This is a genomic window from Streptomyces rectiviolaceus, from assembly GCF_039533825.1.
GTDB classification, from domain to species: Bacteria; Actinomycetota; Actinomycetes; order Streptomycetales; family Streptomycetaceae; genus Streptomyces; species Streptomyces rectiviolaceus.
In genome coordinates this window covers 1-26613 of sequence record NZ_BAAAUG010000128.1, presented here as the reverse complement: position 1 = coordinate 26613, position 26613 = coordinate 1, and the positions used below count along the sequence as shown (strand labels likewise).

Annotated in this window: 22 protein-coding genes; 19 read left to right on the top strand and 3 right to left on the bottom strand. The window is 69.6% G+C overall.

The window, feature by feature from the left end; all coding sequences use genetic code 11:
• From ABD378_RS31670 to ABD378_RS31605, 14 genes are all read left to right on the top strand, one after another.
• Positions 1 to 1928, top strand: a 1928-nt coding sequence (locus ABD378_RS31670; RefSeq protein ID WP_425583900.1) for a peptidoglycan D,D-transpeptidase FtsI family protein, incomplete at its 5' end; no start/stop codon positions are given.
• 13 nt (positions 1929 to 1941) lie between these two features.
• Positions 1942 to 3594 (top strand): UDP-N-acetylmuramoyl-L-alanyl-D-glutamate--2,6-diaminopimelate ligase, encoded by a 1653-nt coding sequence (locus ABD378_RS31665; protein ID WP_344526465.1) that lies wholly within the window; start codon positions 1942 to 1944, stop codon positions 3592 to 3594.
• Between the two features lie 4 nt (positions 3595 to 3598).
• Positions 3599 to 5011 carry a UDP-N-acetylmuramoyl-tripeptide--D-alanyl-D-alanine ligase gene (locus ABD378_RS31660; RefSeq protein ID WP_344526463.1) on the top strand — a complete coding sequence of 471 codons (1413 nt, stop codon included), beginning with the start codon at positions 3599 to 3601 and terminating at the stop codon, positions 5009 to 5011.
• A complete protein-coding gene (gene mraY / locus ABD378_RS31655; protein WP_249590431.1) occupies positions 5008 to 6078 on the top strand; it encodes a phospho-N-acetylmuramoyl-pentapeptide-transferase in 1071 nt (356 codons plus the stop codon). The genes ABD378_RS31660 and mraY overlap by 4 nt, the downstream gene beginning before the upstream one ends.
• Positions 6060 to 7493: a UDP-N-acetylmuramoyl-L-alanine--D-glutamate ligase gene (gene murD / locus ABD378_RS31650; protein ID WP_344526460.1), complete on the top strand. Its 1434-nt coding sequence runs from the start codon at positions 6060 to 6062 to the stop codon at positions 7491 to 7493. Before mraY ends, murD begins: the two co-directional genes overlap by 19 nt.
• Positions 7494 to 7574: 81 nt before the next feature.
• Positions 7575 to 8897, top strand: coding sequence for a putative lipid II flippase FtsW (ftsW, locus tag ABD378_RS31645; RefSeq protein WP_344526458.1), 1323 nt, complete (start codon positions 7575 to 7577; stop codon positions 8895 to 8897).
• A 6-nt stretch (positions 8898 to 8903) separates the two neighbouring features.
• Complete coding sequence (gene murG, locus ABD378_RS31640) at positions 8904 to 9998, top strand: undecaprenyldiphospho-muramoylpentapeptide beta-N-acetylglucosaminyltransferase (protein ID WP_160504531.1); 1095 nt, start codon at positions 8904 to 8906, stop codon at positions 9996 to 9998.
• Between the two features lie 33 nt (positions 9999 to 10031).
• A complete protein-coding gene (locus ABD378_RS31635) occupies positions 10032 to 10820 on the top strand; it encodes a cell division protein FtsQ/DivIB (protein ID WP_344526456.1) in 789 nt (262 codons plus the stop codon).
• A gap of 275 nt (positions 10821 to 11095) precedes the next feature.
• Positions 11096 to 12322: a cell division protein FtsZ gene (gene ftsZ, locus ABD378_RS31630; RefSeq protein WP_344526454.1), complete on the top strand. Its 1227-nt coding sequence runs from the start codon at positions 11096 to 11098 to the stop codon at positions 12320 to 12322.
• Positions 12319 to 13050, top strand: coding sequence for a peptidoglycan editing factor PgeF (gene pgeF, locus ABD378_RS31625; protein ID WP_344526451.1), 732 nt, complete (start codon positions 12319 to 12321; stop codon positions 13048 to 13050). Before ftsZ ends, pgeF begins: the two co-directional genes overlap by 4 nt.
• 6 nt (positions 13051 to 13056) lie before the next feature.
• Positions 13057 to 13776, top strand: a complete 720-nt coding sequence (locus tag ABD378_RS31620) for a YggS family pyridoxal phosphate-dependent enzyme (RefSeq protein ID WP_344526449.1) — start codon at positions 13057 to 13059, stop codon at positions 13774 to 13776.
• A 124-nt stretch (positions 13777 to 13900) separates the two neighbouring features.
• Positions 13901 to 14545 carry a cell division protein SepF gene (locus ABD378_RS31615; RefSeq protein WP_344526447.1) on the top strand — a complete coding sequence of 215 codons (645 nt, stop codon included), beginning with the start codon at positions 13901 to 13903 and terminating at the stop codon, positions 14543 to 14545.
• 70 nt (positions 14546 to 14615) lie between these two features.
• A complete protein-coding gene (locus ABD378_RS31610) occupies positions 14616 to 14906 on the top strand; it encodes a YggT family protein (RefSeq protein ID WP_344526446.1) in 291 nt (96 codons plus the stop codon).
• Positions 14907 to 14958: 52 nt separating this feature from the next.
• Entirely contained in the window at positions 14959 to 16062 is a 1104-nt protein-coding gene (locus ABD378_RS31605) for a DivIVA domain-containing protein (protein WP_344526445.1), read from the top strand.
• A 200-nt stretch (positions 16063 to 16262) separates the two neighbouring features.
• Here the strand turns inward: ABD378_RS31605 and ileS are convergent, their stop codons facing one another.
• Together ileS and ABD378_RS31595 are read right to left on the bottom strand one after the other, a co-directional pair.
• Entirely contained in the window at positions 16263 to 19403 is a 3141-nt protein-coding gene (gene ileS / locus ABD378_RS31600) for an isoleucine--tRNA ligase (protein WP_344526444.1), read from the bottom strand.
• Positions 19404 to 19754: 351 nt separating this feature from the next.
• Positions 19755 to 19946, bottom strand: coding sequence for a DUF1059 domain-containing protein (locus ABD378_RS31595; RefSeq protein WP_344526443.1), 192 nt, complete (start codon positions 19944 to 19946; stop codon positions 19755 to 19757).
• Positions 19947 to 20251: 305 nt separating this feature from the next.
• Between ABD378_RS31595 and ABD378_RS31590 the strand changes: the two genes are divergently transcribed.
• The 4 genes from ABD378_RS31590 (at position 20252) to ABD378_RS31575 (ending at position 23473) form a co-directional block, all read left to right on the top strand.
• Positions 20252 to 21187 carry a TraR/DksA family transcriptional regulator gene (locus tag ABD378_RS31590; RefSeq protein ID WP_344526442.1) on the top strand — a complete coding sequence of 312 codons (936 nt, stop codon included), beginning with the start codon at positions 20252 to 20254 and terminating at the stop codon, positions 21185 to 21187.
• 78 nt (positions 21188 to 21265) lie between these two features.
• Positions 21266 to 21943 carry a signal peptidase II gene (lspA, locus tag ABD378_RS31585; RefSeq protein ID WP_344526440.1) on the top strand — a complete coding sequence of 226 codons (678 nt, stop codon included), beginning with the start codon at positions 21266 to 21268 and terminating at the stop codon, positions 21941 to 21943.
• 82 nt (positions 21944 to 22025) lie between these two features.
• Positions 22026 to 22967, top strand: coding sequence for an RluA family pseudouridine synthase (locus ABD378_RS31580; RefSeq protein WP_344526438.1), 942 nt, complete (start codon positions 22026 to 22028; stop codon positions 22965 to 22967).
• Positions 22964 to 23473 carry a GNAT family N-acetyltransferase gene (locus tag ABD378_RS31575; RefSeq protein WP_344526436.1) on the top strand — a complete coding sequence of 170 codons (510 nt, stop codon included), beginning with the start codon at positions 22964 to 22966 and terminating at the stop codon, positions 23471 to 23473. Before ABD378_RS31580 ends, ABD378_RS31575 begins: the two co-directional genes overlap by 4 nt.
• A 65-nt stretch (positions 23474 to 23538) precedes the next feature.
• Here the strand turns inward: ABD378_RS31575 and ABD378_RS31570 are convergent, their stop codons facing one another.
• On the bottom strand, positions 23539 to 25860 hold the full coding sequence (locus ABD378_RS31570; RefSeq protein ID WP_344526434.1) for a glycosyl hydrolase family 95 catalytic domain-containing protein: 2322 nt from the start codon (positions 25858 to 25860) through the stop codon (positions 23539 to 23541).
• A gap of 347 nt (positions 25861 to 26207) precedes the next feature.
• Between ABD378_RS31570 and ABD378_RS31565 the strand changes: the two genes are divergently transcribed.
• A partial coding sequence (locus ABD378_RS31565) for a cation:proton antiporter domain-containing protein (RefSeq protein ID WP_344526467.1) occupies positions 26208 to 26613 on the top strand: 406 nt, incomplete at its 3' end.

The following is a 26613-nucleotide window of genomic DNA, read 5'->3' as shown; positions in this document are numbered from 1 at the left end:
GGTGGCCCGCCCGCCGCACGCGCCCTCAAGCCCTCGGCGTACCGCCTCCAGCCCATGGCGGGCTACGGCCCGCCGCACGCCGCGCGCGCCCTGCCGCCCCCAAGGCCCGCACCATCCGGCTCGGCAGCCCGCGGCCCAGGCTCCGCATGGTGAGCCTCGGTCTGACCCTGGTGATGCTGGCCTTCGTCGTACGCCTCCTCCAGGTGCAGGCGGTCGACGCGAGCGTGTACACCACCAAGGCCGAGAAGAACCGCTACTTCAGCCACGTCCTGACCGCCGAGCGCGGCGGCATCACCGACCGCGGCGGCGTCGAACTGGCCGCGAGCGTGGACGCGTACGACATCACGGCCGACCCCACGATGTTCACGGCGAAGGAGATGGGCATCAAGGACGGGCCCGAACAGGCCGCGGCCCTCCTCGCCCCGATCCTCGACAAGGACGTCGACCGGCTCACCGAGCAGCTCAAGACGCCCAAGACGCGCTACGTCCTGCTCGCCCGCCGGCAGACCCCGCAGGTCTGGAAGCAGATCAAGGACCTGCGCGGCGCGCTCGACGACAAGGCGAGCACCGACAAGAAGAGCGCCAACGTCCTGGCGGGCGTCTTCCAGGACCCCAGCAGCAAGCGCGTCTACCCGAACGACACCCTGGGCGCCGGGATACTGGGCTGGGTCAACGCCGAGGGCAAGGGCGCCGGCGGCCTGGAGCAGCAGCTCAACAAGGAGCTCGCGGGCAAGGACGGCAAGATCAGGTACGCCCAGTCCGGCGGCCACCAGGTGCCGACCGCCGGCAGCACGGAGACGCCCGCCGTGCCCGGCTCGGACGTCGAGCTCACCATCGACCGTGACATCCAGTGGGCCGCGCAGAACGCCATCACCGAGCAGGTGGAGAAGTCCAAGGCGGACCGCGGCTACGTGATAGTGCAGGACAACAAGACCGGCGAGATCCTGGCGATGGCCAACTCCCCGGGCTTCGACCCGAACGACCTCTCGCAGGCCGACGGCACGGCGCTGGGCAACGCGTCGCTCCAGGACGCCTTCGAGCCGGGTTCGACCGCCAAGATCATGTCGATGGCCGCCGTCCTGGAGGAGAACGCGGCCACCCCCGGCACGCGCGTGACGGTCCCCAACCGGCTGCACCGCGGCGACCGGCTCTTCCAGGACGACATCGACCACCCGACCTGGCACCTCACGCTCAACGGCGTGCTCGCCAAGTCCAGCAACATCGGCACGATCCTGGCCACCGGCGAGCTGGGCAAGACCCAGCGGGAAGCCAACCGGTCGCTCTACTCGTACCTGCGGAAGTTCGGCATCGGCAGGGAGACCGGGCTCGGCTTCCCCGGCGAGACGTCCGGCATCCTCGCGCCGGCCGACAAGTGGTCCACCTCGCAGCAGTACACGATCCCGTTCGGCCAGGGCTTCTCGATCAACGCGATGCAGGCGGCCTCCGTCTACTCGACCATCGCCAACGACGGCGTACGCGTCGAGCCCACCCTGGTGCGCGGCATAAAGGGTCCCGACGGCCGCTTCACGCCGGCGCCCAAGCCCAAGAAGACCCGCGTGGTGAGCGCGAAGACCGCCAAGACGGTGTCGCAGATGCTCGAATCCGTCGTCGACGACGAAGAGGGCACGGGCACCAAGGCCCGCATCCCCGGCTACCGGGTCGCGGGCAAGACCGGTACGGCCAACCGGGTCGACCCTCAGACCGGCAGGTACAAGGGCTACACCTCGTCGTTCGCCGGGTTCGCGCCCGCCGACAAGCCGCGCGTCACCGTCTACTGCGCGATCCAGAACGCCACCAAGGGCAGCTACTTCGGCGGCCAGATCTGCGGTCCCATCTACAAGGAAGTCATGCAGTTCGCCCTCAAGACGCTCCAGGTCCCGCCCACCGGCAAGGGCGCGGCCCGGCTGCCGGTCACCTTCGAACCCTGACCAGGACCATTCCGTGACGACCATCACCCCGAAGCCGGGGAACCAGCCCCCGCCACACCGCCCGCTTCGCCCTGAGCCCGGTGAGCCCGGTACGCTCACCGCCGTGCCACACGCTGATCAGTCCCAAACCACCCAGAAGGGCGTTCCCGTGACGTATCCGGGACCGCCGCGGCCGGTCCAGGTCTCCGCGACGCCGCTCGCCAGGATCGCCGATCAGCTGGGCGTCGCCGCCCCGGGCACGGGGGAGGTCAGCGGCATCACGCACGACTCCCGCGCGGTCCGCCCCGGCGACATCTACGCCGCTCTGCCCGGCGCCCGGCTGCACGGCGCCGACTTCGTCGCCCAGGCCGCCGACCTCGGCGCCGCCGCGATCCTCACCGACCCGACGGGCGCCGAACGCGCGGCCGTCACGGGCCTGCCGGTCCTGGTCGTCGACGAACCGCGCGGCTCCATGGGGGAGCTCGCGGCCACGGTGTACGGCCATCCGGGGCGCGATCTGCTGCAGATCGGCATCACCGGTACGTCCGGCAAGACCACGACGGCCTACCTCGTCGAGGGCGGCCTCAAGGGCGTCAAGTCGACCGGCCTCATCGGCACGGTCGAGATGCGCATCGGCGACGAGCGGATCAAGTCCGAACGTACGACCCCCGAGGCGACCGACCTGCAGGCGCTGTTCGCGGTGATGCGCGAGCGCGGCGTCGAGGCCGTCGCCATGGAGGTCTCAAGCCACGCCCTCGTGCTCGGCCGGGTGGACGGCTGCGTCTTCGACGTCGCCGTCTTCAACAACCTCAGCCCGGAGCACATGGAGTTCCACTCCGACATGGAGGACTACTTCCAGGCCAAGGCGCAGCTGTTCACCAAACAGCGCTCCAGGGTCGGAGTGGTCAACTTCGACGACGAGTACGGGCGTCGGCTCATCGACGAGTCCGAGGTCCCCGTCACCACGTTCTCCGCCGAGGGCCACCCCGACGCCGACTGGCGCGCGGAAGGCGTCGAGGTCACGCCGTTCGACTCCACGTTCGTCGTGGTCGGCCCGCAGGGGGAGCGGATCACCGCGAAGTCCCCGCTTGCCGGGCCGTTCAACGTCGCCAACACGCTCTCCGCGATCGTCTCGCTGGCCGTCGCGGGGATCGACCCGCAGCAGGCCGCCGACGGCGTCGCGGCGGTGCCGGGCGTCCCCGGCCGCCTGGAGCGCATCGACGCGGGCCAGGCCTACCTCGCGGTCGTCGACTACGCCCACAAGACGGACGCCGTCGAATCGGTCCTACGCGCCCTGCGCAAGGTCACCGAGAACAAGCTGCACATCGTCCTCGGCTGCGGTGGCGACCGGGACAAGACCAAGCGGATGCCGATGGGCGCCGCGGCGGCCAGGCTCGCCGACACCGCCGTACTGACCGCCGACAACCCCCGGGGCGAGGACCCCCTCGCGATCCTCGCCACGATGCTCGCCGGCGCCGCCGATGTGCCGGCCCACGAGCGCGGCGAGGTCGCCGTCTTCGAGGACCGCGCCGCCGCCATCCGCGCGGCCGTCGCCCGGGCCGAACCGGGTGACACGGTGCTCGTCGCGGGCAAGGGCCACGAGCAGGGACAGGACATCGCCGGGGTGGTGCGTCCCTTCGACGACCGCCAGGTACTTCGCGAAGCTATCCAGCAAACCCAGGGATGAATCTGTGATCGCCCTCTCCCTCGCCGAGATCGCCGCTGTCGTCGGCGGGCAGACGTACGACATACCGGATCCGTCCGTCCAGGTCACAGGACCGGTCGTCAGGGACTCCCGTGAAGTGGAGCCAGGCAGCCTCTTCGTCGCCTTCGTCGGCGAGCGCGTCGACGGCCACGACTACGCGTCCGCGGTGGTCGAAGCGGGCGCAGCCGCCGTCCTGGCCTCGCGCCCGGTCGGCGTACCAGCCATCGTCGTCGACGACGTGCAGGCGGCGCTCGGCGCCCTTGCGCGGCACGTCGTGGAGCGGCTCGGCGCGACGCTCGTGGCGCTCACAGGATCCGTCGGCAAGACCAGCTCCAAGGACCTGCTCGCCCAGGTCCTGCGGAGCAAGGCGCCCACGGTCTTCACGCCGGGCTCGCTCAACAACGAGATCGGCCTGCCGCTGACCGCCCTCAGCGCCACCGACGAGACGCGGTTCCTCGTCCTGGAGATGGGCGCGCGCAATATCGGCCACATCCGCTACCTCACCGGCCTCACCCCGCCGAAGATCGGCCTCGTGCTCAACGTAGGAACCGCCCACATCGGCGAGTTCGGCGGACGCGAGCAGATCGCAGAGGCGAAGGGTGAACTCGTCGAGGGCCTCCCCGCCGACGGCACCGCCGTCCTCAACGCCGACGACCCGCTCGTCCGCGCCATGGCTTCGCGCACGAAGGCGCGCGTCCTGCTCTTCGGAGAGGCCGCCGACGCCGACGTCCGTGCCGAGAATGTCCGGCTCACGGAGATCGGACAGCCTGCCTTTACGCTGCACACACCCTCCGGGTGCAGCGACGTGACCTTGCGGCTGTACGGTGAGCACCACGTGTCGAACGCGCTTGCCGCGGCCGCCGTCGCCCATGAGCTGGGCATGTCCGCAGACGAGATCGCCCGCGCGCTCTCCGAGGCGGGCACGCTGTCCCGCTGGCGGATGGAGGTCACCGAGCGCCCGGACGGCGTGACGGTCGTCAACGACGCCTACAACGCGAACCCCGAGTCCATGCGAGCCGCCCTGCGCGCGCTCGTGGCCATGGGCAAGGGACGTCGTACGTGGGCGGTGCTCGGTCACATGGCCGAGCTCGGTGACGAGGGGCTCGCCGAACACGACGCGGTCGGACGGCTCGCTGTCCGGCTGAACGTGAGCAAGCTCGTGGCAGTCGGGGGCAGGGAAGCGTCCTGGCTCCAACTGGGCGCATACAACGAGGGTTCGTGGGGTGAGGAGTCGGTGCACGTGTCCGACGCACAGGCGGCGATCGACCTGCTGCGCAGCGAGCTGCGCCCGGGAGACGTCGTGCTGGTGAAGGCTTCCAGATCGGTCGGTCTCGAGCGGGTCGCCACGGCGCTGCTCGATGACTCCGCGTCGTCCGAGGGGCAGGTCGCCGGCCGATGAGGCAGATCCTCTTCGCGGGTGTGATCGGGCTCTTCCTGACCCTGGTCGGAACCCCGCTCCTTATCAAGTTCCTTGCCCGCAAGGGCTATGGGCAGTTCATCCGGGACGACGGCCCGCGCGAGCACCACAGCAAGCGCGGTACGCCGACCATGGGTGGCATCGCCTTCATCCTCGCCACGCTCATCGCGTACTTCCTCACGAAGATCATCACGGGCACGGAGACCACGCTCTCCGGCCTCCTGGTGCTCTTCCTGATGGCGGGCATGGGCCTCGTCGGCTTCCTCGACGACTACATCAAGATCGTCAAGCAGCGCTCGCTCGGCCTGCGCGCCAAGGCGAAGATGGCAGGACAGCTCATCGTCGGCATCGGCTTCGCCGTGCTCGCGCTGAACTGGCCGGACAGCCGCAACCAGACCCCGGCCTCCACCAAGCTGTCGTTCGTCACGGACTTCGGCTGGTCGATCGGCCCGGTGCTCTTCGTGGTCTGGGCGCTGTTCATGATCCTCGCGATGTCGAACGGCGTGAACCTCACCGACGGCCTCGACGGCCTGGCCACCGGCGCGTCCGTGATGGTCTTCGGCGCGTACACCTTCATCGGTGTCTGGCAGTACCAGGAGTCCTGCGCCAACGCCGTCACGCTCACCAACCCACAGGCGTGTTTCGAGGTCAGAGACCCACTCGACCTAGCCGTCGTGGCCTCCGCGCTGATGGGCGCCTGCTTCGGCTTCCTGTGGTGGAACACCTCGCCCGCCAAGATCTTCATGGGTGACACCGGCTCGCTCGCCCTCGGCGGCGCCCTCGCCGGACTCGCGATCTGCTCCCGCACGGAGCTGCTCATCGCGCTCCTCGGCGGCCTGTTCGTCCTGATCACCATGTCCGTCGTGATCCAGGTCGGCTCCTTCAAGATGACCGGCAAGCGGGTCTTCAAGATGGCGCCACTGCAGCACCACTTCGAACTCAAGGGGTGGTCCGAAGTCCTTGTGGTGGTCCGCTTCTGGATCATCCAGGGCATGTGCGTGATCGTCGGACTCGGCCTCTTCTACGCGGGATGGGCAGCCAAGAAGTGACCAGCTGGCAGGGGAAGAACGTCACCGTCGCCGGGCTCGGCGTCTCGGGCATCCCGGCGGCCCGCGTGCTGCACGGCCTGGGCGCCGTCGTCACGGTCGTCAACGACGGCGACGACGAGCGCTCCCGTACGCAGGCCGATGAGCTGACGGCCGAGGGCATCACCGTCCGCCTCGGCGACGGGGCCACCCTGCCCGAAGGCACCGAACTCATCGTCACCACGCCCGGCTGGCAGCCGGACAAGCCGCTCTTCGCGGCGGCCGAAGCGGCGGGCGTGCCGGTGTGGGGCGACGTCGAGCTGGCCTGGCGCCTGCGCGGCCCCGATGCCGCGCCCTGGCTCGCGGTCACCGGCACGAACGGCAAGACGACGACCGTCCGGATGCTGGCCTCGATGCTGGAGGCGGCGGGCTTGCGGACCGCAGCCGTCGGCAACATCGGGGTCTCGCTGCTCGACGTCGTCACCGGCGACGAGCCGTACGACGTCCTGGCCGTCGAGCTCTCCAGCTACCAGCTGCACTGGGCGCCCTCGCTGCGCGCCCACTCCGCGACCGTCCTGAACCTCGCGCCCGACCACCTGGACTGGCACGGCTCCATGGAGGCGTACGCCGCCGACAAGGGCCGCGTCTACGAAGGCAATCAGGTCGCCTGCGTCTACAACGCCGACGCCACCGACAAGCCTTCCACGGAGGACCTGGTCCGCGGCGCCGACGTCGAAGAGGGCTGCCGCGCCATCGGTTTCACGCTGAACGCGCCCGCGCCCTCGCAACTGGGCGTCGTGGACGGCATCCTGGTCGACCGTGCCTTCGTGCCGGACCGCCAGAAGCAGGCGCAGGAGCTCGCCGAGATCTCCGACGTACAGCCGCCCGCGCCGCACAACATCGCCAACGCCCTGGCCGCGGCCGCTCTCGCGCGCGCCTACGGCGTGCCGGCCACGGCCGTACGCGACGGTCTGCGCGCCTTCCGTCCCGACGCCCACCGCATCGAGCACGTCGCCGACGTGGCCGATGTGGCGTACGTCGACGACTCCAAGGCCACCAACACCCACGCCGCGGAAGCCTCGTTGGCGGCGTACGAATCGATCGTCTGGATCGCGGGCGGGCTCGCCAAGGGAGCCACCTTCGACGAACTGGTCACCAAGTCGGCGAAGCGGCTGAGGGGTGTCGTCCTGATCGGCGCCGACCGCGCGCTGATCCGCGAAGCCCTGGCGCGACACGCGCCCGAGGTCCCGGTCGTCGACCTCGACCGGACCGACACTGGGGCGATGTCCGAGGCGGTACGACAGGCGGCACGGCTCGCCGAGCCGGGGGACACCGTACTGATGGCTCCGGCCTGTGCGTCGATGGACATGTTCACCAACTACAACAAGCGTGGTGACGCGTTCGCGGACGCGGTCCGCGAACTCGGCGGGAGCGCCTGACGCGGACCCCGGTGGTCCGGGGGCGCCCGGCACCCTTAGGAGGGCACGTGGCAGCGTCGTGGTGGCCGGTCGGGGGTCTTGATGGCAGGCAGTAGCGGGCGCGCGCCCACGCGCCTCGCCAAGAGGCCCGCGCCGGTCCGTCCCGCGGGCGCACCCCGCCCGCCGCGGGAGAACGCGGTACGGCGGTCCTACACCCGTGCCAAGCGGGCCTGGGACCGGCCGCTGACCGCGTACTACCTCATCTTCGGCAGCAGCCTGCTGATCACCGTGCTCGGCCTGGTGATGGTCTACTCGGCGTCGATGATCCAGGCGCTGCAGCTGGACCTGCCCGCCGCGTACTTCTTCCAGAAGCAGTTCGTCGCCGCCGTACTCGGCTCGATCCTGCTGCTCGTGGCCATGCGCATGCCCATCAAGCTGCACCGGGCGCTCGCCTATCCCATCCTCGCGGTGACCGTCTTCCTGATGGTGCTCGTGCAGGTCCCCGGGATAGGGCGCAGCGTCAACGGAAACCAGAACTGGATCTATCTGGGCGGCCCGTTCCAGCTCCAGCCCAGTGAGTTCGCCAAGCTCGCCCTCGTCCTGTGGGGCGCGGACCTGCTCGCCCGCAAACAGGACAAGCGCCTGCTCACCCAGTGGAAGCACATGCTGGTGCCGCTCGTCCCGGTCGCCTTCATGCTGCTCGGACTGATCATGCTCGGCGGCGACATGGGCACGGCGATCATCCTCACGGCGATCCTTTTCGGCCTGCTCTGGCTCGCTGGGGCGCCGACGCGGCTCTTCGCGGGCGTGCTCTCGGTGGCGGCCCTGCTCGGTGTGATCCTCATCAAGACCAGCCCCAACCGCATGGCGAGGCTCGCCTGCATCGGCGCCACGGATCCAGGACCCGGCGACCAGTGCTGGCAGGCCGTGCACGGAATCTATGCCCTTGCCTCCGGCGGATTCTTCGGTTCCGGCCTCGGCGCGAGTGTGGAAAAATGGGGTCAACTGCCGGAACCGCACACCGACTTCATCTTCGCCATCACGGGGGAGGAACTCGGCCTGGCAGGGACACTGTCGGTGCTCGCCCTGTTCGCGGCTCTAGGCTATGCGGGTATCCGCGTGGCCGGACGCACGGAGGACCCCTTCGTGAGGTATGCCGCGGGAGGCGTGACCACCTGGATCACGGCGCAGGCCGTGATCAACGTCGGTGCGGTGCTCGGTCTGCTGCCGATCGCCGGTGTCCCGCTCCCGCTGTTCTCCTACGGGGGCTCAGCCCTGCTGCCGACCATGTTCGCCATCGGACTCCTCATCGCCTTCGCGCGGGAGGACCCGGCGGCAAAGGCGGCCCTGGCCATGCGGCAACCTCGGGTGAGATGGAACACGATGAGACGGCGCGTCAAGGCGCGTTCGTCCGGAGAGCGGTGAATTTCGGTGCATGTCGTACTCGCCGGTGGGGGGACCGCCGGCCACATCGAGCCCGCGCTCGCCCTCGCGGACGCCCTGCGGAGGCAGGACCCGACCGTGGGCATCACGGCCCTGGGCACGGAGCGTGGACTCGAGACCCGACTCGTACCCGAGCGGGGCTACGAACTCGCGCTGATCCCTGCCGTACCGCTGCCGCGCAAGCCCACCCCTGAGCTGATCACCGTCCCGGGACGGCTGCGCGGCACGATCAAGGCGGCGGAGCAGATCCTGGAGCGTACGAAGGCGGACTGCGTGGTCGGCTTCGGCGGCTATGTCGCGCTGCCGGGGTACCTCGCGGCCAAGCGGACCGGGACGCCGATCGTCGTGCACGAGGCCAACGCGCGTCCCGGCCTCGCCAACAAGATCGGTTCGCGGTACGCGCATGGGGTGGCCGTCGCCACCCCCGACAGCAAGCTGCGCAACTCCCGCTACATCGGCATCCCGCTGCGCCACACCATCGCCACGCTGGACCGGGCCCGGGTCCGCCCGGAGGCGCGCGCCGCCTTCGGCCTCGACCCGAACCTGCCGACGCTCCTGGTGTCCGGTGGTTCGCAGGGCGCACGGCGGCTCAACGAGGTCGTCCAGCAGGTCGCTCCGGTCCTGCAGCGCGCCGGGATCCAGATCCTGCACGCGGTCGGCCCGAAGAACGAAATGCCGTACGTCGAGAACATGCCCGGTATGCCGCCCTACATCCCGGTACCGTACGTGGACCGGATGGACCTCGCGTACGCCGCGGCGGACATGATGCTCTGCCGCGCGGGCGCGATGACCGTCGCCGAACTCTCCGCCGTCGGGCTCCCGGCCGCCTACGTCCCGCTGCCCATCGGCAACGGCGAACAGCGGCTGAACGCCCAGCCGGTGGTCAAGGCGGGCGGCGGACTCCTCGTGGACGACGCCGAACTGACGCCCGAGTGGGTGCAGGGCAACGTACTCCCGGTGCTCGCCGATCCGCACCGGCTGTACGAGATGTCCCGCGCCGCATCGGAGTTCGGCCGCAGGGATGCCGACGACCTCCTCGTCGGCATGGTGTACGAGGCGATCGCGTCGCGCCGCAACGGATGAGACGGCACTAGAAGCACAAGAAGGCAGGGGACCGTGGCCGGACCGACCACCGCCGAACGGCAGAAGCTTGGCTCCGGCCCGCCCCGCCCGCCGCGCTCCCGCCCGCGGATGCCTCGGCCGCGCACCCTGATCCTCGCGCTGATCGCGCTCGTGCTGCTCGGCGCGGGCGGGGTCTGGCTGCTCTACGGCTCGGAATATCTGCGGGTGGAGCGCGTGACGACTTCCGGAACACGGATTCTGACGCCCGACGAGGTGCGCGAGGCCGCCGCTGCCCCGGTCGGGGCGCCGCTGATCTCGGTCGACATCGACGCCCTTGAGGACCGGCTGCGGAAGAAACTTCCGCGTATCGACTCGGTCGACGTCGTCCGTTCCTGGCCGCACGGAATCGGTCTGAAAGTGACCGAACGCAAGCCGGTTCTCCTTATCGAAAAGGGCGGAAAGTTCGTCGAAGTGGACGCCAAGGGCGTGCGATTCGCCACGGTCGGGCACGCGCCGAAGGGCGTTCCGCTCCTGGAATTGAGGCCGGATCAGGAGAACGCGGCGGCGAGTCTGCGCCGCTTCGACTCCCACCGTTTGCGGCGCGAGTCGGTACAGGTCGCGGGCGCGCTGCCCGCGGCCGTGGCCCGCGACACCCGGGCCGTCAAGGTCCGTTCGTACGACTCGATCTCGCTGGAGTTGAGCGGCGGACGCACCGTAGCGTGGGGAAGCAGCGAGAAGGGTCGAACGAAGGCAAGCACACTCACCGCCCTGATGAAAGCCGCCCCCAAGGCGCGGCACTTCGATGTGAGTGTCCCCACCGCGCCTGCGTCATCGGCGAGTTGACGCATATCGTCGCAGGCCAGCACCCTGGTTCGGCAGCGCTACGGCTGATCACATAGGGTGAAAAGAAAAACGGGAGGTTCGGCGTGTTCGTTGAACGTGCGCCACTTGTCGACTTAGTGTCCTGTTCGGAAGAGTCCAAGGAACAGACACACTGGTAACCCTAAACTTCAGCGTTAGGGTTCGGGTCGGCGTTCGGACCGTCCCATTCGGCATCAGTCGTCGCGGCGCGATCCCGCGAGGCGGCGACACGTAACTCGAGGCGAGAGGCCTTCGACGTGGCAGCACCGCAGAACTACCTCGCAGTCATCAAAGTCATCGGTGTCGGCGGCGGTGGTGTCAATGCCATCAACCGGATGATCGAGGTCGGTCTCAAGGGCGTCGAGTTCATCGCCATCAACACCGACGCGCAAGCCCTGTTGATGAGCGACGCCGACGTCAAGCTCGACGTCGGCCGTGAACTCACCCGCGGCCTCGGCGCCGGAGCCAACCCGGCAGTCGGCCGTAAGGCGGCAGAGGACCACCGCGAGGAGATCGAGGAGGTCCTCAAGGGGGCCGACATGGTCTTCGTCACCGCCGGCGAAGGCGGTGGCACCGGCACGGGCGGCGCACCTGTCGTCGCCAACATCGCTCGCTCCCTGGGCGCCCTGACCATCGGCGTCGTCACCCGGCCGTTCACCTTCGAGGGCCGTCGTCGCGCCAATCAGGCCGAGGACGGGATCGCGGAGCTGCGCGAAGAGGTCGACACCCTCATCGTCATCCCCAACGACCGGCTCCTGTCCATCTCGGACCGGCAGGTCAGCGTTCTGGACGCCTTCAAGTCGGCGGACCAGGTCCTGCTCTCCGGTGTCCAGGGCATCACCGACCTCATCACGACCCCGGGTCTGATCAACCTCGACTTCGCCGACGTCAAGTCGGTCATGTCCGAGGCTGGTTCGGCCCTGATGGGCATCGGTTCGGCGCGCGGCGACGACCGCGCGGTGGCCGCCGCCGAGATGGCGATCTCCTCGCCACTCCTGGAGGCGTCCATCGACGGAGCGCGGGGAGTCCTGCTCTCCATCTCCGGCGGATCGGACCTCGGCCTCTTCGAGATCAACGAAGCGGCCCAACTGGTCAGCGAGGCGGCCCACCCCGAGGCCAACATCATCTTCGGCGCCGTCATCGACGACGCCCTGGGCGACGAGGTCCGGGTCACCGTCATCGCGGCGGGCTTCGACGGGGGACAGCCTCCGTCCAAGCGGGACACCGTCCTCAACGCGTCGTCGGGCAGCAAGCAGCGTGACGAGCAGCCGGCGGCCACGAGCCGTCCGGCCGAGTCCCGTTCGCCCTACGGCGGTCTCGGCAGCGTCACGTCGCACGACGAGCCGTCGGCTCCGGAGCCCGTCGAGACGAGCCCGGTCAACGAAGCCCCGTCCGCGCCCGTGGCCCCGCCGCAGGTGCCGCCGGCCCGTCCGTACCAGGACAGCCAGGCCGAAGAGCTGGACGTGCCGGACTTCCTGAAGTGATAAGTCAGCACAGCACTGTGAGCGGCGCGCACTTCGCCTTCACCGACAGGTGGGGCGGGGTGAGCGCCGTTCCGTACGAAGAGCTCAATCTCGGCGGCGCGGTCGGCGACGACCCGCAGGCCGTGCGGACGAACCGTGGTCTTGCCGCCACGTCGCTGGGCATCGACCCGGAGCGGGTCGTCTGGATGAACCAGGTCCACGGCCCCGACGCCGTCGTGGTCGACGGGCCCTGGGGTTCCGAGGCCGAGATCCCGGCGGTCGACGCCGTGGTGACCGCCCGCCGGGGCCTGGCCCTGGCGGTCCTCACCGCGGACTGCACGCCCGTCCTGCTCGCCGATCCGGTCGCCAAGGTGGCCGCGGCGGCGCACGCGGGGCGGCCCGGCATGCTGGCGGGAGTCGTTCCCGCGGCCGTCGAGGCGATGGTGAAGCTGGGCGCCGACCCGGCCCGCGTCATCGCCCGCACCGGACCCGCCGTCTGCGGCCGGTGCTACGAAGTGCCGGAGGCGATGCGCGCCGATGCCGCCGCGATCGAGCCGGCGGCGTACGCCGAGACGAGCTGGGGCACTCCGGCGGTCGACGTGACCGCGGGGGTGCACGCCCAGCTGGAGCGGCTCGGGGTGCGCGACCGGGAGCAGTCGCCGGTGTGCACCCTGGAATCCGGTGACCACTTCTCGTACCGCCGCGACCGGACCACCGGGCGTCTCGCGGGCTATGTCTGGCTGGACTGATAGGGCATGACGGACCGTAAGTCTCAACTCGCCGCAAATCTGGCGGAGGTCGAAGAGCGCATCGCCGCGGCGTGCGCGGCGGCCGGGCGCAAGCGGGAGGAGGTGACCCTGATCGTGGTCACCAAGACCTACCCCGCGAGCGATGTGCGGATTCTCTCGGAGCTCGGCGTACGTCACGTCGCCGAGAACCGCGACCAGGACGCGGCCCCGAAGGCCGCCGACTGCTCGGACCTTCCCCTTACTTGGCACTTTGTCGGTCAATTGCAGACCAACAAGGTCCGTTCTGTGGTCAGTTATGCCGATGTGGTGCAGTCCGTGGACCGCCCCAAGCTCGTTACCGCCCTGTCGACGGGCGCGGTGCGTGCGGAGCGGGAGCTCGGCTGTCTGATCCAGGTCGCCCTCGACGCCGAGGAGAACGGGCGGGGCGAGCGCGGGGGCCTCGGCCCCGGTGGAATCGAAGAGTTGGCCGGACTCGTGGCAGAGGCTCCGGGGCTGCGGCTCGACGGTCTGATGACCGTGGCGCCGCTCACCGGTCCGTACGCGGGGCGGCAACAGGCGGCATTCGAGCGGCTGATGGAATTCTCAACCCTTATGCGCGCGGCTCATCCGGCTGCGAACATGGTGTCGGCAGGGATGAGTGCGGACCTCGAGCAGGCCGTGGCGGCCGGAGCGACACATGTGCGCGTCGGTACGGCGGTACTCGGAGTCCGACCCGGGCTCGGGTAACGTCGCCAAGAAGTCGGACCACAGCAGAAAATATGGTCATTCTCGCTGTTGGGCGGGGAGACCTAGTGGATCGCGGGCAGTTGGTGACGACAGCCGATCCACCACAGAGCGGAGGACTCAGAGCATGGCCGGCGCGATGCGCAAGATGGCGGTCTACCTCGGCCTCGTGGAGGACGACGGGTACGACGGTCCGGGGTTCGACCCCGATGACGAGTTCGAACCCGAGCCGGAGCCCGAGCGGGACCGCCGGCGGCATGAGCCGCCCCACCAGTCGCACCAATCCCGTCAGGCGCACGCGTCTGAAAGGGACGAATCGGTACGAGTGGTGCAGCCACCCGCACAGCGTGAGCCGGTCGCCCATTCCGCTTCGCTAGCCGCGGAATCCGGACGTCCGGCACGAATCGCCCCCGTGGCATCCATCACACCTGAACGCCAGAGCCTGGAGAAGAACGCACCGGTGATCATGCCCAAGGTCGTGTCCGAGCGGGAGCCCTACCGCATCACCACGCTGCACCCGCGGACGTACAACGAGGCCCGTACCATCGGGGAACACTTCCGTGAGGGCACCCCGGTGATCATGAATCTGACCGAGATGGACGACACCGATGCGAAGCGACTTGTCGACTTTGCCGCCGGTCTGGTGTTCGGTCTTCATGGCAGCATTGAGCGAGTGACGCAGAAGGTGTTCCTGTTGTCGCCTGCTAACGTCGATGTAACGGCGGAGGACAAGGCTCGCATCGCAGAGGGCGGGTTCTTCAACCAGAGCTGAGACGTAAGTGACGCAGTAACGCAGAACCGGCAAACGCAGCACGAGTAACAGGGGAGAGGGAACCGCGAACATGAGCGTGGTCTTGCAGGTGCTTTACATCGCGCTGATGTGCTTCCTCATCGTGCTGATCTTCCGGTTGGTCATGGACTACGTCTTCCAGTTCGCCCGCTCATGGCAACCCGGCAAGGCGATGGTGGTCGTTCTGGAGGCCACCTACACTGTCACTGATCCACCGCTCAAGCTTCTGCGGCGGTTCATTCCGCCGCTGCGTCTCGGGGGCGTGGCACTTGACCTGTCCTTCTTCGTATTGATGATCATCGTCTACATCCTGATCACCGTCGTGAACAATCTCGCGAGGTGACTGTGGACGATACGGTCTTGCCGACTGCCGATGACTACGTTGAGGTGAAGAGATGCCGTTGACCCCCGAGGACGTGCGGAACAAGCAGTTCACGACCGTCCGCCTCCGAGAAGGCTATGACGAGGACGAGGTCGATGCCTTCCTCGATGAGGTCGAAGCCGAACTGACTCGCTTGCTCCGCGAGAACGAGGACTTGCGCGCCAAACTGGCCGCTGCCACCCGCGCCGCCGCGCAGAACCAGCAGCAGGGCGGGATGCGCAAGCCTCCGGAACCCCAGGACCAGCGCGGTCCGGGTGCCCCGGTGCCCGCCGCAATATCAGGACCGCAGCCGGTGCCGCCGCAGCAGCAGCACCCGCAGCACCAGCAGCAGATGGGCGGCCCGCCGCAGCTGCCCGGTGGCGCGCCGCAGCTGCCCGCAGGCCCCAGTGGGCACGGCCCGCAGCAGGGTGGTCCGCAGGGTCCCGGCCCGATGGGTCAGGGTGGCCCGATGGGCGGCCCCATGGGTGGTCCCATGGGCGGCCACGGTCCGCAGATGCCCCAGCCCGGTCAGGGCCCCGGCGGCGACAGCGCCGCTCGCGTGCTCTCCCTTGCTCAGCAGACCGCTGACCAGGCGATCGCGGAGGCCCGTTCCGAGGCCAACAAGATCGTGGGCGAGGCGCGTTCGCGTGCCGAGGGCCTCGAGCGTGACGCCCGTGCCAAGGCCGACGCCCTGGAGCGGGACGCGCAGGAGAAGCACCGCGTAGCGATGGGCTCCCTGGAGTCCGCCCGCGCCACGCTGGAGCGCAAGGTCGAGGACCTGCGCGGCTTCGAGCGCGAGTACCGCACGCGTCTGAAGTCCTACCTGGAGTCGCAGCTCCGTCAGCTGGAGACCCAGGCCGACGACTCGCTGGCCCCGCCGCGGACCCCGGCGACGGCTTCCCTTCCGCCGTCCCCGGCGCCTTCCATGGCACCGGCCGGCGCGGGCGCCCCGTCGTACGGCGGGCAGCAGTCGATGGGCGGCAACCAGCCCACCGCCGGTCCGTCCTACGGCGGCCAGCAGCAGATGTCCCCGGCGATGACCCAGCCGATGGCGCCGGTGCGGCCGCAGGCCCCGCAGCCCATGCAGCAGGCCCCGTCGCCGATGCGTGGCTTCCTCATCGACGAGGACGACAACTGACGGCCGTTTCCACGCCTTAGGCGTCGGCAGCGTTCAGGGCGAGGCCCCCAGATCTTCTGGGGGCCTCGCCCTTTTGCGTGCCCGCTCGCCGGAGAGTGCAGAAACGTTCATCTGTGCGTGGGCACGCAACGCCGAAGGCCCGGCCCCGCCAAGATCTTTGGCGGGACCGGGCCTTCGTGGCCTCCGTATTGCCCCGGGGGCTACGCCTTGCGGAGGCGGAACGTCAGGGACAGCGACTCGTCCGTGAACGTCTGGCCGTACGTGTCGTCGGCCTCGCCCTGGCCGAAGTCCGTGGCGAGGACCTCGTCCGCGATGAGGTCGGCGTGGTCGGACAGGGCCGTGATCACGGCCGGGTCCGTGGAGGTCCAGCGCAGGGCGATCCGGTCCGCGACGTCCAGGCCGCTGTTCTTGCGGGCCTCCTGGATCAGGCGGATCGCGTCACGGGCCAGGCCCGCCCGGCGCAGCTCCTCCGTGATCTCCAGGTCCAGGGCGACCGTGGCACCGGAGTCGGAAGCCACCGACCACCCCTCGCGCGGGGTCTCCGTGATGATGACCTCATCCGGGGCCAGCGTCACCTTCTCGCCGTCGACCTCGACCGACGCCGTGCCCTCGCGCAGGGCCAGGGACAGCGCGGCGGCGTCCGCGTCGGCGACGGCCTTGGCGACCGCCTGTACGCCCTTGCCGAACCGCTTGCCCAGGGCACGGAAGTTGGCCTTCGCCGTCGTGTCGACCAGTGAGCCGCCGACCTCGGAGAGCGACGCGAGCGAGGAGACGTTGAGCTCCTCGGTGATCTGGGCGTGCAGCTCCGGGTTGAGCGAGTCGAAGCCCGTGGCCGCGATCAGGGCGCGGGAGAGCGGCTGGCGGGTCTTGACGCCCGACTCCGCGCGCGTGGCGCGGCCCAGCTCCACCAGGCGCCGTACGAGGACCATCTGCCGCGACAGGTCCGGGTCGATCGCCGACAGGTCGGCCTCGGGCCAGGACGTCAGGTGGACCGACTCCGGGACGTCGGGGGTGACCGGCACGACCAGGTCCTGCCAGACGCGCTCCGCGATGAACGGCGTCAGCGGGGCCATGAGGCGGGTGACCGTCTCCAGGACCTCGTGCAGGGTGCGAAGCGCCGCCTTGTCGCCCTGCCAGAAGCGGCGCCGGGAGCGGCGTACGTACCAGTTGGAGAGGTTGTCGACGAACGTGGAAAGGAGCTTGCCCGCGCGCTGGGTGTCGTAGCCCTCCAGGGCCTGGGTGACCTGGTCGGTGAGCGCGTGCAGCTCGCTGAGCAGCCAGCGGTCCAGGAGCGGGCGCTCTGCGGGCGCCGGGTCGGCGTCGCTCGGGGCCCACTTCGACGTACGGGCGTACAGGGCCTGGAAGGCCACCGTGTTCCAGTACGTGAGGAGCGTCTTGCGGACGACCTCCTGGATGGTGCCGTGGCCCACGCGGCGTGCCGCCCACGGGGAGCCGCCCGCCGCCATGAACCAGCGCACCGCGTCGGCGCCGTGCTGGTCCATCAGCGGGATCGGATCCAGGGTGTTGCCCAGGTGCTTGGACATCTTGCGGCCGTCCTCGGCGAGGATGTGGCCGAGGCAGACCACGTTCTCGTAGGACGACTTGTCGAAGACGAGCGTGCCCACCGCCATCAGCGTGTAGAACCAGCCGCGCGTCTGGTCGATGGCCTCCGAGATGAACTGCGCCGGGTACCGGCTCTCGAAGAGCTCCTTGTTCTTGTGCGGGTATCCCCACTGCGCGAACGGCATCGAACCGGAGTCGTACCAGGCGTCGATGACCTCCGGGACGCGCGTCGCGGTCTCCTGGCAGGTCGGGCAGGGGAAGGTGACCGCGTCGATGTACGGGCGGTGCGGGTCGAGCTCCGACTGGTCGGTGCCCGTCAGGTCGGACAGCTCGGCGCGCGAGCCCACGCACGTCAAGTGGCCTTCCTCGCAGCGCCAGATGGGCAGCGGGGTGCCCCAGTAGCGGTTGCGGGACAGCGCCCAGTCGACGTTGTTGGTCAGCCAGTCGCCGAAGCGGCCGTGCTTGACCGAGTCGGGGAACCAGTTGGTCTTCTCGTTCTCCTGGAGGAGGCGGTCCTTGATGGCCGTCGTGCGGATGTACCAGGACGGCTGCGCGTAGTAGAGGAGCGCCGTGTGGCAGCGCCAGCAGTGCGGATAGCTGTGCTCGTACGGGATGTGCTTGAAGAGCAGACCGCGGTCCTGAAGGTCCTCGGTGAGCTTTTCGTCGGCCTTCTTGAAGAAGACACCGCCTACGAGCGGGACGTCCTCCTCGAAGGTTCCGTCGGGACGCACCGGATTCACGACCGGGAGGCCGTACGCGCGGCAGACCTTGAGGTCGTCCTCACCGAAGGCGGGGGACTGGTGGACCAGACCGGTGCCGTCCTCGGTGGTCACGTAGTCGGCGTTGACCACGTAGTGCGCGGGTGCCGGGAACTCCACGAGGTCGAAGGGGCGTTGGTAGTTCCAACGCTCCATCTCGGCCCCGGTGAAGGTCTGGCCGGTGGTCTCCCAGCCCTCGCCGAGAGCCTTCTCGACGAGCGGCTCGGCGACCACGAGCTGCTCTTCGCCGTTCGTCGCGACGACGTACGTGACGTCAGGGTGCGCGGCGACCGCGGTGTTGGAGACGAGGGTCCACGGAGTGGTCGTCCACACCAGGAGGGCCGCCTCGCCCGCCAGCGGGCCGCCGGTGAGCGGGAAGCGGACGAAGACGGAGGGGTCGACGACCGTCTCGTAGCCCTGTGCCAGCTCGTGGTCGGAGAGGCCGGTGCCGCAGCGCGGGCACCAAGGGGCGACGCGGTGGTCCTGGACGAGGAGGTCCTTGTTGAAGATCTCCTTCAGGGACCACCAGACGGAGTCGACGTACTCGGGGTTCATGGTGCGGTACGCGTCATCGAGGTCGACCCAGTAGCCCATGCGGGTCGTGAGGTCGGCGAAGGCGTCGGTGTGCCGGGTCACGGACTCGCGGCACTTGGCGTTGAACTCGGCGATGCCGTACGCCTCGATGTCCTTCTTGCCGTTGAACCCGAGTTCCTTCTCGACCGCGAGCTCGACCGGCAGGCCGTGGCAGTCCCAGCCGGCCTTGCGGGCGACGTGGTAGCCCCGCATGGTGCGGAAGCGCGGGAAGACGTCCTTGAAGACGCGGGCCTCGATGTGGTGGGCGCCCGGCATGCCGTTGGCGGTGGGCGGGCCCTCGTAGAACACCCACTCGGGGCGACCCTCGGACTGTTCCAGGCTCTTGGCGAAGATCTTCTGCTCGCGCCAGAAGTCGAGCACGGCGTGCTCAAGGGCGGGCAGGTCGACCTGGGCGGGCACCTGGCGGTACTGCGGCTGCGTGTTCAACGCGCTTCCTCCGGCGGACGATTCCGTTCCGTCGGAGGGACGAGAGCCGCTTGTGCGCTCCCGCGGTACCACCCTCCTTGGCCCTCCGTGCGCGTGTGGCGCACGGGAAAGCCCCCTCATTGGGGTCGCGATGCCAGGTCTACTGGCCTGCGGCGGGCCTGAGGGCCCACTACAGGTGGTTCTTCCGGCGGCTCCGGGGTGATCTTCGCGTCGCGCCTGCCCCCGGGCTCACACCGTCCCCGGGTCGCTCATGGCCGCGTACGCCGCTACTCGTCCCCATCCACGCTTCTCGCTCCGCCCAGTGTACGGGGCCGGGCAGAGCGGGGCCGACCGGTTATTCGGGCGGTCTCGTCAGGCGTGCTGGGGGATCTCGTCCCGGAGGGACTCGCGGACCATCTTCCGCAGCTCCGGGCTGTCGGAGTGCCCGTGGACGGACACGGCGTGCTCGCTGGCGGCGCGGACCACTTCTTCCTCTTCGCCGGAGATGGCGAGAGTGCAGTTGGTCTCGCTCGGAAATTCTCGGCAGTCGGCTGTCTTGCGCATGGTGCACCTTCTCGGGTCAGTGCCCATTTTATGCCTGTTTTCGGTATAGAAGCGGACTCCTGCCCGGTGCCGCTGAGACCGCGGTGACTGACCCGAATGGCGACATGCGCAGAGTCCGGGTCCTGGCACGTCGCACCGGCCGGATTACCCGGCTGGGAGCTGGGCACAACGCATGCATGCTTGCCGCGCGGCACCCGTGGGGCGGGCGGATCAGGCGGCGTGCCCCGTTGCCGCGGGCCCTGAGTCGATTTATCGTCCCAGCACGATTCGCGAGCAAGATCACAAAATGTGAAGGGGCCGCGGCCATGGTGGCGAAGAAGACCGCCGTACAGCGTTCGGCGTCAGGCAGATCCACGGGCGCGGCCACGCAGGGAGCCAACGGGGCACACGGTTCTCACGGGTCGCACGAGTCCACGAAGGCCACGGGTGAGAAGGCCGCCGCGAAGAAGACCGTGGCCAAGAAGACCACGAAGAAGGCGGCAGCAAAGAAAGCTGTGGCGAAGAAGGCGGCCGCCAAGAAGGCTGTCGCCAAGAAGGCGGTCGTCAAGGTCGCCGATGCCGGCAAGAAGCCGGCAGCCGCGGAGGGCCCCGCCAAGGAGTCCGCTGCGGCGAAGAAGGCTCCCGCGGCGAAGAAGGCCCCTGCGGTGAAGAAGACAGCTGCCAAGAAGAGCACGGCCAGGAAGAGCACAGCCAAGAAGACGGTTGCGACAGCGGCCGATGGTGCGGCTCAGGCCGCGGAGACGACGGGAGCCACGACAGTGGTCACGAAGAAGACTCCGGGCACGGCGACGGCAGCGAAGAAGCCGACGGCGGTGCCCAAGGCGCGTGTCTCCGCTGTGGAGCCCGGCGAGCTGGCGGTCCGGCCCGGCGAGGACCCCTGGACGCCCGAGGAGGTGGGAGAGGCCCGCGCGGAGCTCCAGAGCGAGGCGCTGCGGCTCGGAGCCGAGATCACCTCCTCCGAGGACGCCCTGGCGGGTCTGATGCGGGACTCCGGGGACGGCGCGGGCGACGACGACGCGGACACCGGCACGAAGAACATCACGCGGGAACACGAGATGTCGCTGGCCGCCAACGCGCGCGAGATGCTCGAACAGACCGAGCGAGCCCTGGAGCGTCTTGACGCCGGGACGTACGGCATCTGCGAGAACTGCGGCAATCCCATCGGCAAGGCGCGGATGCAGGCCTTCCCCCGCGCGACCCTGTGCATGGACTGCAAGCAGAAGCAGGAACGGCGCTACTGAACGTGGCCTGACCACCTGGTGCCGTACGTGTGTGCCGTACCCTCGTCCCCAGTCAGGTACCTAGGTTGAGGGACTCACGTGGCAGAGGCGGAGCGCATCATCGGTACGCCGGACATCCCTGAGGCGGCTGGGGCCGAGCCGGAGCGGTCCGCCTCGGGCTCCGGCGAGGCTGCGGGGCAGGACGAGCAGGGCGAGCACGGCGAGCGGGCCTCGAAGGACGAGCAGGCCTCGTCCGACGAGCAGGCCTCGAAGGACGAGCAGCGGCCCAAGGGCAAGCGCAAGATCCTCGCCCTGTTCGCGGTGGCCGTGCTGGCGTACGCCCTGGACCTCACCACCAAGATGATCGTCGTCGCGAAGCTCGAGCACCACGAGCCGATCGAGATCATCGGTGACTGGCTGCAGTTCAACGCCATCCGGAACGCGGGCGCCGCCTTCGGGATGGGCGAGGCCTTCACCGTGATCTTCACCTGCATCGCGGCGGCCGTGATCGTGGTGATCGCCCGCCTGGCCCGCAAGCTCTACAGCATGCCGTGGGCGATCGCCCTCGGCATGCTGCTCGGCGGTGCGCTGGGGAACCTCACCGACCGGATCTTCCGTGCCCCCGGTGTGTTCGAGGGAGCGGTGGTCGACTTCATCGCGCCGAAGGGCTTCGCGGTGTTCAACCTCGCGGACTCGGCGATCGTGTGCGGTGGCTTCCTGATCGTGATCCTCTCCTTCCGCGGCCTGGACCCGGACGGGACCGTGCACAAGGACTGAGCAAGGTCCTGGCGGGCGAGGGCCGAGCCCTCGGTGCGGGAAGTGGTGCGGGAGTGTAGTCGCGCTCCTGCATACTCAATGGGTGAGCACGATTCCCGAGATCCGTACCCTGCCCGTGCCGGACGGCCTGGAGGGCGAGCGCGTCGACGCCGCCATCTCTCGCATGTTCGGTTTTTCCCGCACGAAGGCCGCCGATCTGGCGGCGGCAGGCAAGGTGATGGTCGACGGCAGCGTGGTCGGCAAGTCCGAGCGTGTGCACGGCGGCGCCTGGCTGGAGGTGGAGATGCCGCAGGCGCCCGCTCCGGTGCAGATCGTCGCCGAGCCCGTTGAGGGCATGGAGATCATCCATGACGACGACGACATCCTCGTGATCGTCAAGCCGGTGGGCGTGGCCGCGCACCCGAGCCCCGGCTGGACCGGCACCACGGTGATCGGCGGCCTCGCGGCCGCCGGGTACCGCATCTCGACCTCCGGTGCCGCCGAGCGCCAGGGCATCGTGCACCGCCTCGACGTGGGCACCTCCGGGCTGATGGCGGTCGCCAAGTCGGAGCGCGCGTACACCTCCCTGAAGCGGCAGTTCAAGGAGCGCACCGTCGACAAGCGCTACAACGCGCTGGTGCAGGGCCACCCCGACCCGATGAGCGGCACGATCGACGCCCCCATCGGCCGCCACCCGAACCACGACTACAAGTGGGCGGTCACGGCCGAGGGCAAGCCCTCCGTCACGCACTACGACCTCATCGAGGCGTTCCGGGCGGCCTCGCTGCTCGACATCAAGCTGGAGACGGGGCGCACGCACCAGATCCGCGTACACATGGCGGCCCATCGCCACCCGTGCGTGGGCGACCTGACGTACGGCGCGGACCCGACGTTCGCCAAGCGGCTCGGTCTCACGCGCCAGTGGCTGCACGCGGTGCGGCTCGGCTTCGAGCACCCCGGTGACGGGCAGTGGGTGGAGTTCGAGAGCACCTATCCGGACGATCTCCAGCAGGCTCTCGACCGGGTGCGGGCAGAGAGCGAATGAGCGCCGGGGTCATCTGCCGGGTCGCGGTCGAGGCCGACGACCAGGAGGCCTGCTTCGCGGTCCGCAAGGAAGTCTTCGTCGTCGAGCAGCAGGTCCCCGAGGATCTCGAGTACGACGCGTACGACGCCGAGGCGGTGCATGTCCTCGCGGTCAGCGAGGACGGGCTGGCGCTGGGCACGGGCCGTCTGCTGACCGGCGCGGCGGCCGCGGCCAAGAACGGCGGCGACCCCGAGGTGGGCGCGCTCGGTCGGCTCGCGGTGACGCGGGCCGCACGCGGACTCGGTGTCGGCGCGGCCCTGGTGCGCGCGATCGAGGACGCGGCACGCGCGCGTGGCCTCACCGCGGTCGACCTGCACGCGCAGACGCACGCGCTGGGGTTCTACGAACGGCTGGGATACGTGGTCTACGGCCCCGAGTTCCCGGACGCGGGGATCGCGCACCGGGCGATGCGGAAGGCGCTGGCCCGGCGGGAACCGGCCGGCCCCGGCGAGGGTTCCGCCCCCTGACAGGACCGGCGCGGTCGACTGCCCCGTAGGTCGTAGGTCGCTCTCGCTCTCGGCTGCCCCGCCGGTCAGGCGGGCAGCCCCCAGCGCGTCCACGCCCCTGGTGACGGCACGTCACGCGGGCCCTCGCCCGCCTGGCCGTCGCGCGGCGTGACCACCGCGCTCGCCCCGCGCGGGAGGCGTACGGAGATCCGGCCGGCGGCCACCTCCTTCCAGGGCAGCGCGTGGCCCCGCTCGTCACGTACGGCGATGTCCCCCGCGATGCCGTGCTGCAGCGTCAGCGGGGCGCCTGCCTCGCTGTGGACGCGTACCCATCTCGTCATGCCGCCCGAGCGGTCCGCGTCGATGAGGAAGGCGCCTGGGGCGCGCAGGGACGCGATGGAGGTGTCAGGCCAGCGGGCGGAGACGGACGGGAAGACCTTCACCACGCCGTCGTGCCCCTGGACGGCCATGTCGAGCATCGACTGCGCCGCCGACAGAGGGCTCTCCAGGGCGAAGTTCCTGCCCTCCCGGTACATGGTGTTGACCGTCATGGCGCAGTCGGCGACCACCTTCAGGTCGGTGAAGAGGGTCAGGTGGTCCAGGGCCTTCTCGGGCTCGTCCATCACCGAGTACATCGAGGACGCGGTCGCGTAGCTGTAGCCGTGCCACAGGTCCCGCATCGAGACCCAGTGGTCCATGCTGCGCCGCATCACGCCCCGGTCGCCGGCCCGGTCCCAGCTGCGCTCGCGGAGCGGATAGAGCCACAGCAGGTGCGAGTGGTGGCGGTGCGAATCGGCGAGCGGGACGTCCTTGCCGATCATGACTCCGGCGGCCGGGTCCTCGGCGTACGGCGTCAGACGCGTGGCGATGTCCTGCCACAGCGGTGCGCGCGGGTGGTCGGTCTGCAGCAGACGGGCAGTCTCCAGGAGGGTGCGGGCGCCCCAGCGGATCAGGGAGAGGTCGTAGGTGCAGTCCGCCGCGTTGGCGTACTCCGGAGAGCGCGTCTCCAGGAGGTGCAGCTTGCCGTCGGGGCCCTCGTGCAGGAAGTGGGCGTAGAAGTTGATCGCCTTCGCGAGGATCGGGAAGAGGACGTCGCGCAGGATCGTCCGGTCCATGGAGTGCCGGTAGGCCTGCCAGACGTTGTGCATGGCCCAGGTCAGGTTTCCGAAGTTGTCGGAGATGTGGTCGCTGCCCGGTGCCCCGACGTCGTAGGTGTCTCCCGCGCGCAGCTGCCAGTCGGAGGGGTGGCCGAGCGCGTAGCTCTCGCCGTCGCGGTACACGGCCGGGACGGAGATCGGCAGGTTCTTCTCGAAGCGGGCGAACGTGCTGGTGACCGAGTCGAGTTCGGGGTGGTTGGAGCCGTGGACGGGGGCCATGCCGATCTGAACGTTGAGGTTCCACCACACGGCGGTCCAGTTGTTCCCGACCTCGGGGAACCACGGGCCCCACTCGGAGATCGTCGGGCCGCCCGAGCGGGTGGACGCGGCCAGCTTGTAGAGCTGGGCGAGGTAGAAGGACTGCAGACGCTTGTCCGGTACGGAGAGGAAGCTGCGCCGGTAGTAGCGGTGCCACCAGCCGCGGTGACGGGCCAGCAGGTCGTCGAGGTCCGCGGAGAGCGTCCGCTCGACCTGGCGGCGGGCGTCGCGGGTCGCCTCCGTCACGTCGCCGGGGGAGCGGTAGGCGAGGTGCGCGGCGAGCAATCTGCCCGTGCCGACGCGCTGTTCGCGCCACGCGGTGGTCCAGCCGCCGCCCGCGAGCAGCGGCTGCTGGACGTATCGAACAGATCCCGAGCCGATCTCGGGGTCGGGGTTCGGGGTGTACTCAGGGGGCTTCCCCGATGTGCGGGTGGTGGCGGCGGGCAACCATTGAAATGTCCAGGCGGAGTCCTCCTCACCGGCACTCGGCCTGGTCGACACGAGCAGCGCGCCGCTGTCGTTCTGCACGAGCGCCGTGAACGCCACACTGCCGCGGGTGGTGGTCACGGTGCCGCGCAGTTCGGCGTCGTACAGGTCCAGAGTCCAGTCGACGGAGGTGATGTCCCCGGCGAGAGTGAGCGTGAAGTACCCGATGGGCAGCCGCGAGTAGCCGATGCCGCCGCGCCACTGCCCACGCCGGTCCTGCACCTGCGTGTGGCTCAGCATCAGCTTGAGGGTGTTCGCCGTCCTGCCCGCGTACAACTGGGCGCCCAGATACCCGTTGGCCAGGAAGGGCCCTTCCTGCCAGCCGGTGGGCAGCCGCCGCCACACCATGGCGGCGGCCCGCACGGTCTCCTCGTAGGGGTCGGCCTTGCCCGCGGCATCCGTGTGCGCAGCGGATGCGGCGGGTGGGGCGGCCCATGCGGTGGCGGACGACGCGGTCCAGAGCGCGGTGGCTGCGGTGGCGGTGGCCGCCGTGGAGGCGCCCAGCACGGTTCTTCGGGAGGGACCTGCAGGGGGGCCGGGAGTGCGGTGCGAGACGGGCATGGGGGCTCCAGACATATATGTGTCGAAGGTTCTCGTCCCTGAATCCCTGTGCATGGTGCCCGTGGAGCAGTGGAACCGGAAGGCCTTGCGCACCACCTTCTGCCCTTATTCATCCGAGGACTGTTCATGTGAGTGAACTCTGAGGTCATCGCTGCACGAGGATCCCGGAGGGGCATTGGCCCGGTTCACGGGGAATGCGTGGCAGGGTTGAGGTCTTGATCGTCCGATTCTCGGACTGTCTCGACCTGTCTCGAACCGTCTCGAGCCGCCTCGAACCCGCCGGAGGGCGCACCGTGGACCAACTGGCGCTGCTGCTCGTCCTGTTGCTCGGAGCCGTGGTGACGGTGCCGCTGGGGGAGCGGCTCGGGCTGCCCGCGCCCGTTCTCATGACGCTGGCCGGCATCGTTCTCGCCTTCGTGAGCTGGGTCCCGAACGTCGAGGTGCCACCGGACTACATCCTTCCGCTGGTGCTTCCGCCGTTGCTGTACGCGGCCGTACAGCGCACCTCCTGGCGGCAGTTCGCGGCCAACAGACGCCCTATCTTTCTGCTCGCCGTGGCCCTCGTCTTCGTGACGACCGCGGCGGTCGCAGCGGTCGCCAACTCGGTCGTTCCCGGCCTGCCGATCGCCGCTGCCGTGGCGCTCGGCGCGCTCGTGGCCCCCGTGGTCGCGGCGGCGATCGGGCCGCACCGCTTCGTCA

Excerpts from the sequence above, each read along its gene's own strand:
- ftsW (WP_344526458.1), top strand. The coding sequence starts at position 7,575 with ATGGCAGGCAGTAGCGGGCGCGCGCCCACGCGCCTCGCCAAGAGGCCC.
- ABD378_RS31575 (WP_344526436.1), top strand. The coding sequence starts at position 22,964 with ATGAGCGCCGGGGTCATCTGCCGGGTCGCGGTCGAGGCCGACGACCAG.
- ABD378_RS31620 (WP_344526449.1), top strand. The coding sequence starts at position 13,057 with ATGACGGACCGTAAGTCTCAACTCGCCGCAAATCTGGCGGAGGTCGAA.
- murD (WP_344526460.1), top strand. The coding sequence starts at position 6,060 with ATGGGCAGCCAAGAAGTGACCAGCTGGCAGGGGAAGAACGTCACCGTC.
- ABD378_RS31615 (WP_344526447.1), top strand. The coding sequence starts at position 13,901 with ATGGCCGGCGCGATGCGCAAGATGGCGGTCTACCTCGGCCTCGTGGAG.
- ABD378_RS31595 (WP_344526443.1), bottom strand. The coding sequence starts at position 19,946 with ATGCGCAAGACAGCCGACTGCCGAGAATTTCCGAGCGAGACCAACTGC.
- mraY (WP_249590431.1), top strand. The coding sequence starts at position 5,008 with ATGAGGCAGATCCTCTTCGCGGGTGTGATCGGGCTCTTCCTGACCCTG.
- ABD378_RS31590 (WP_344526442.1), top strand. The coding sequence starts at position 20,252 with ATGGTGGCGAAGAAGACCGCCGTACAGCGTTCGGCGTCAGGCAGATCC.
- ABD378_RS31610 (WP_344526446.1), top strand. The coding sequence starts at position 14,616 with ATGAGCGTGGTCTTGCAGGTGCTTTACATCGCGCTGATGTGCTTCCTC.
- ABD378_RS31605 (WP_344526445.1), top strand. The coding sequence starts at position 14,959 with ATGCCGTTGACCCCCGAGGACGTGCGGAACAAGCAGTTCACGACCGTC.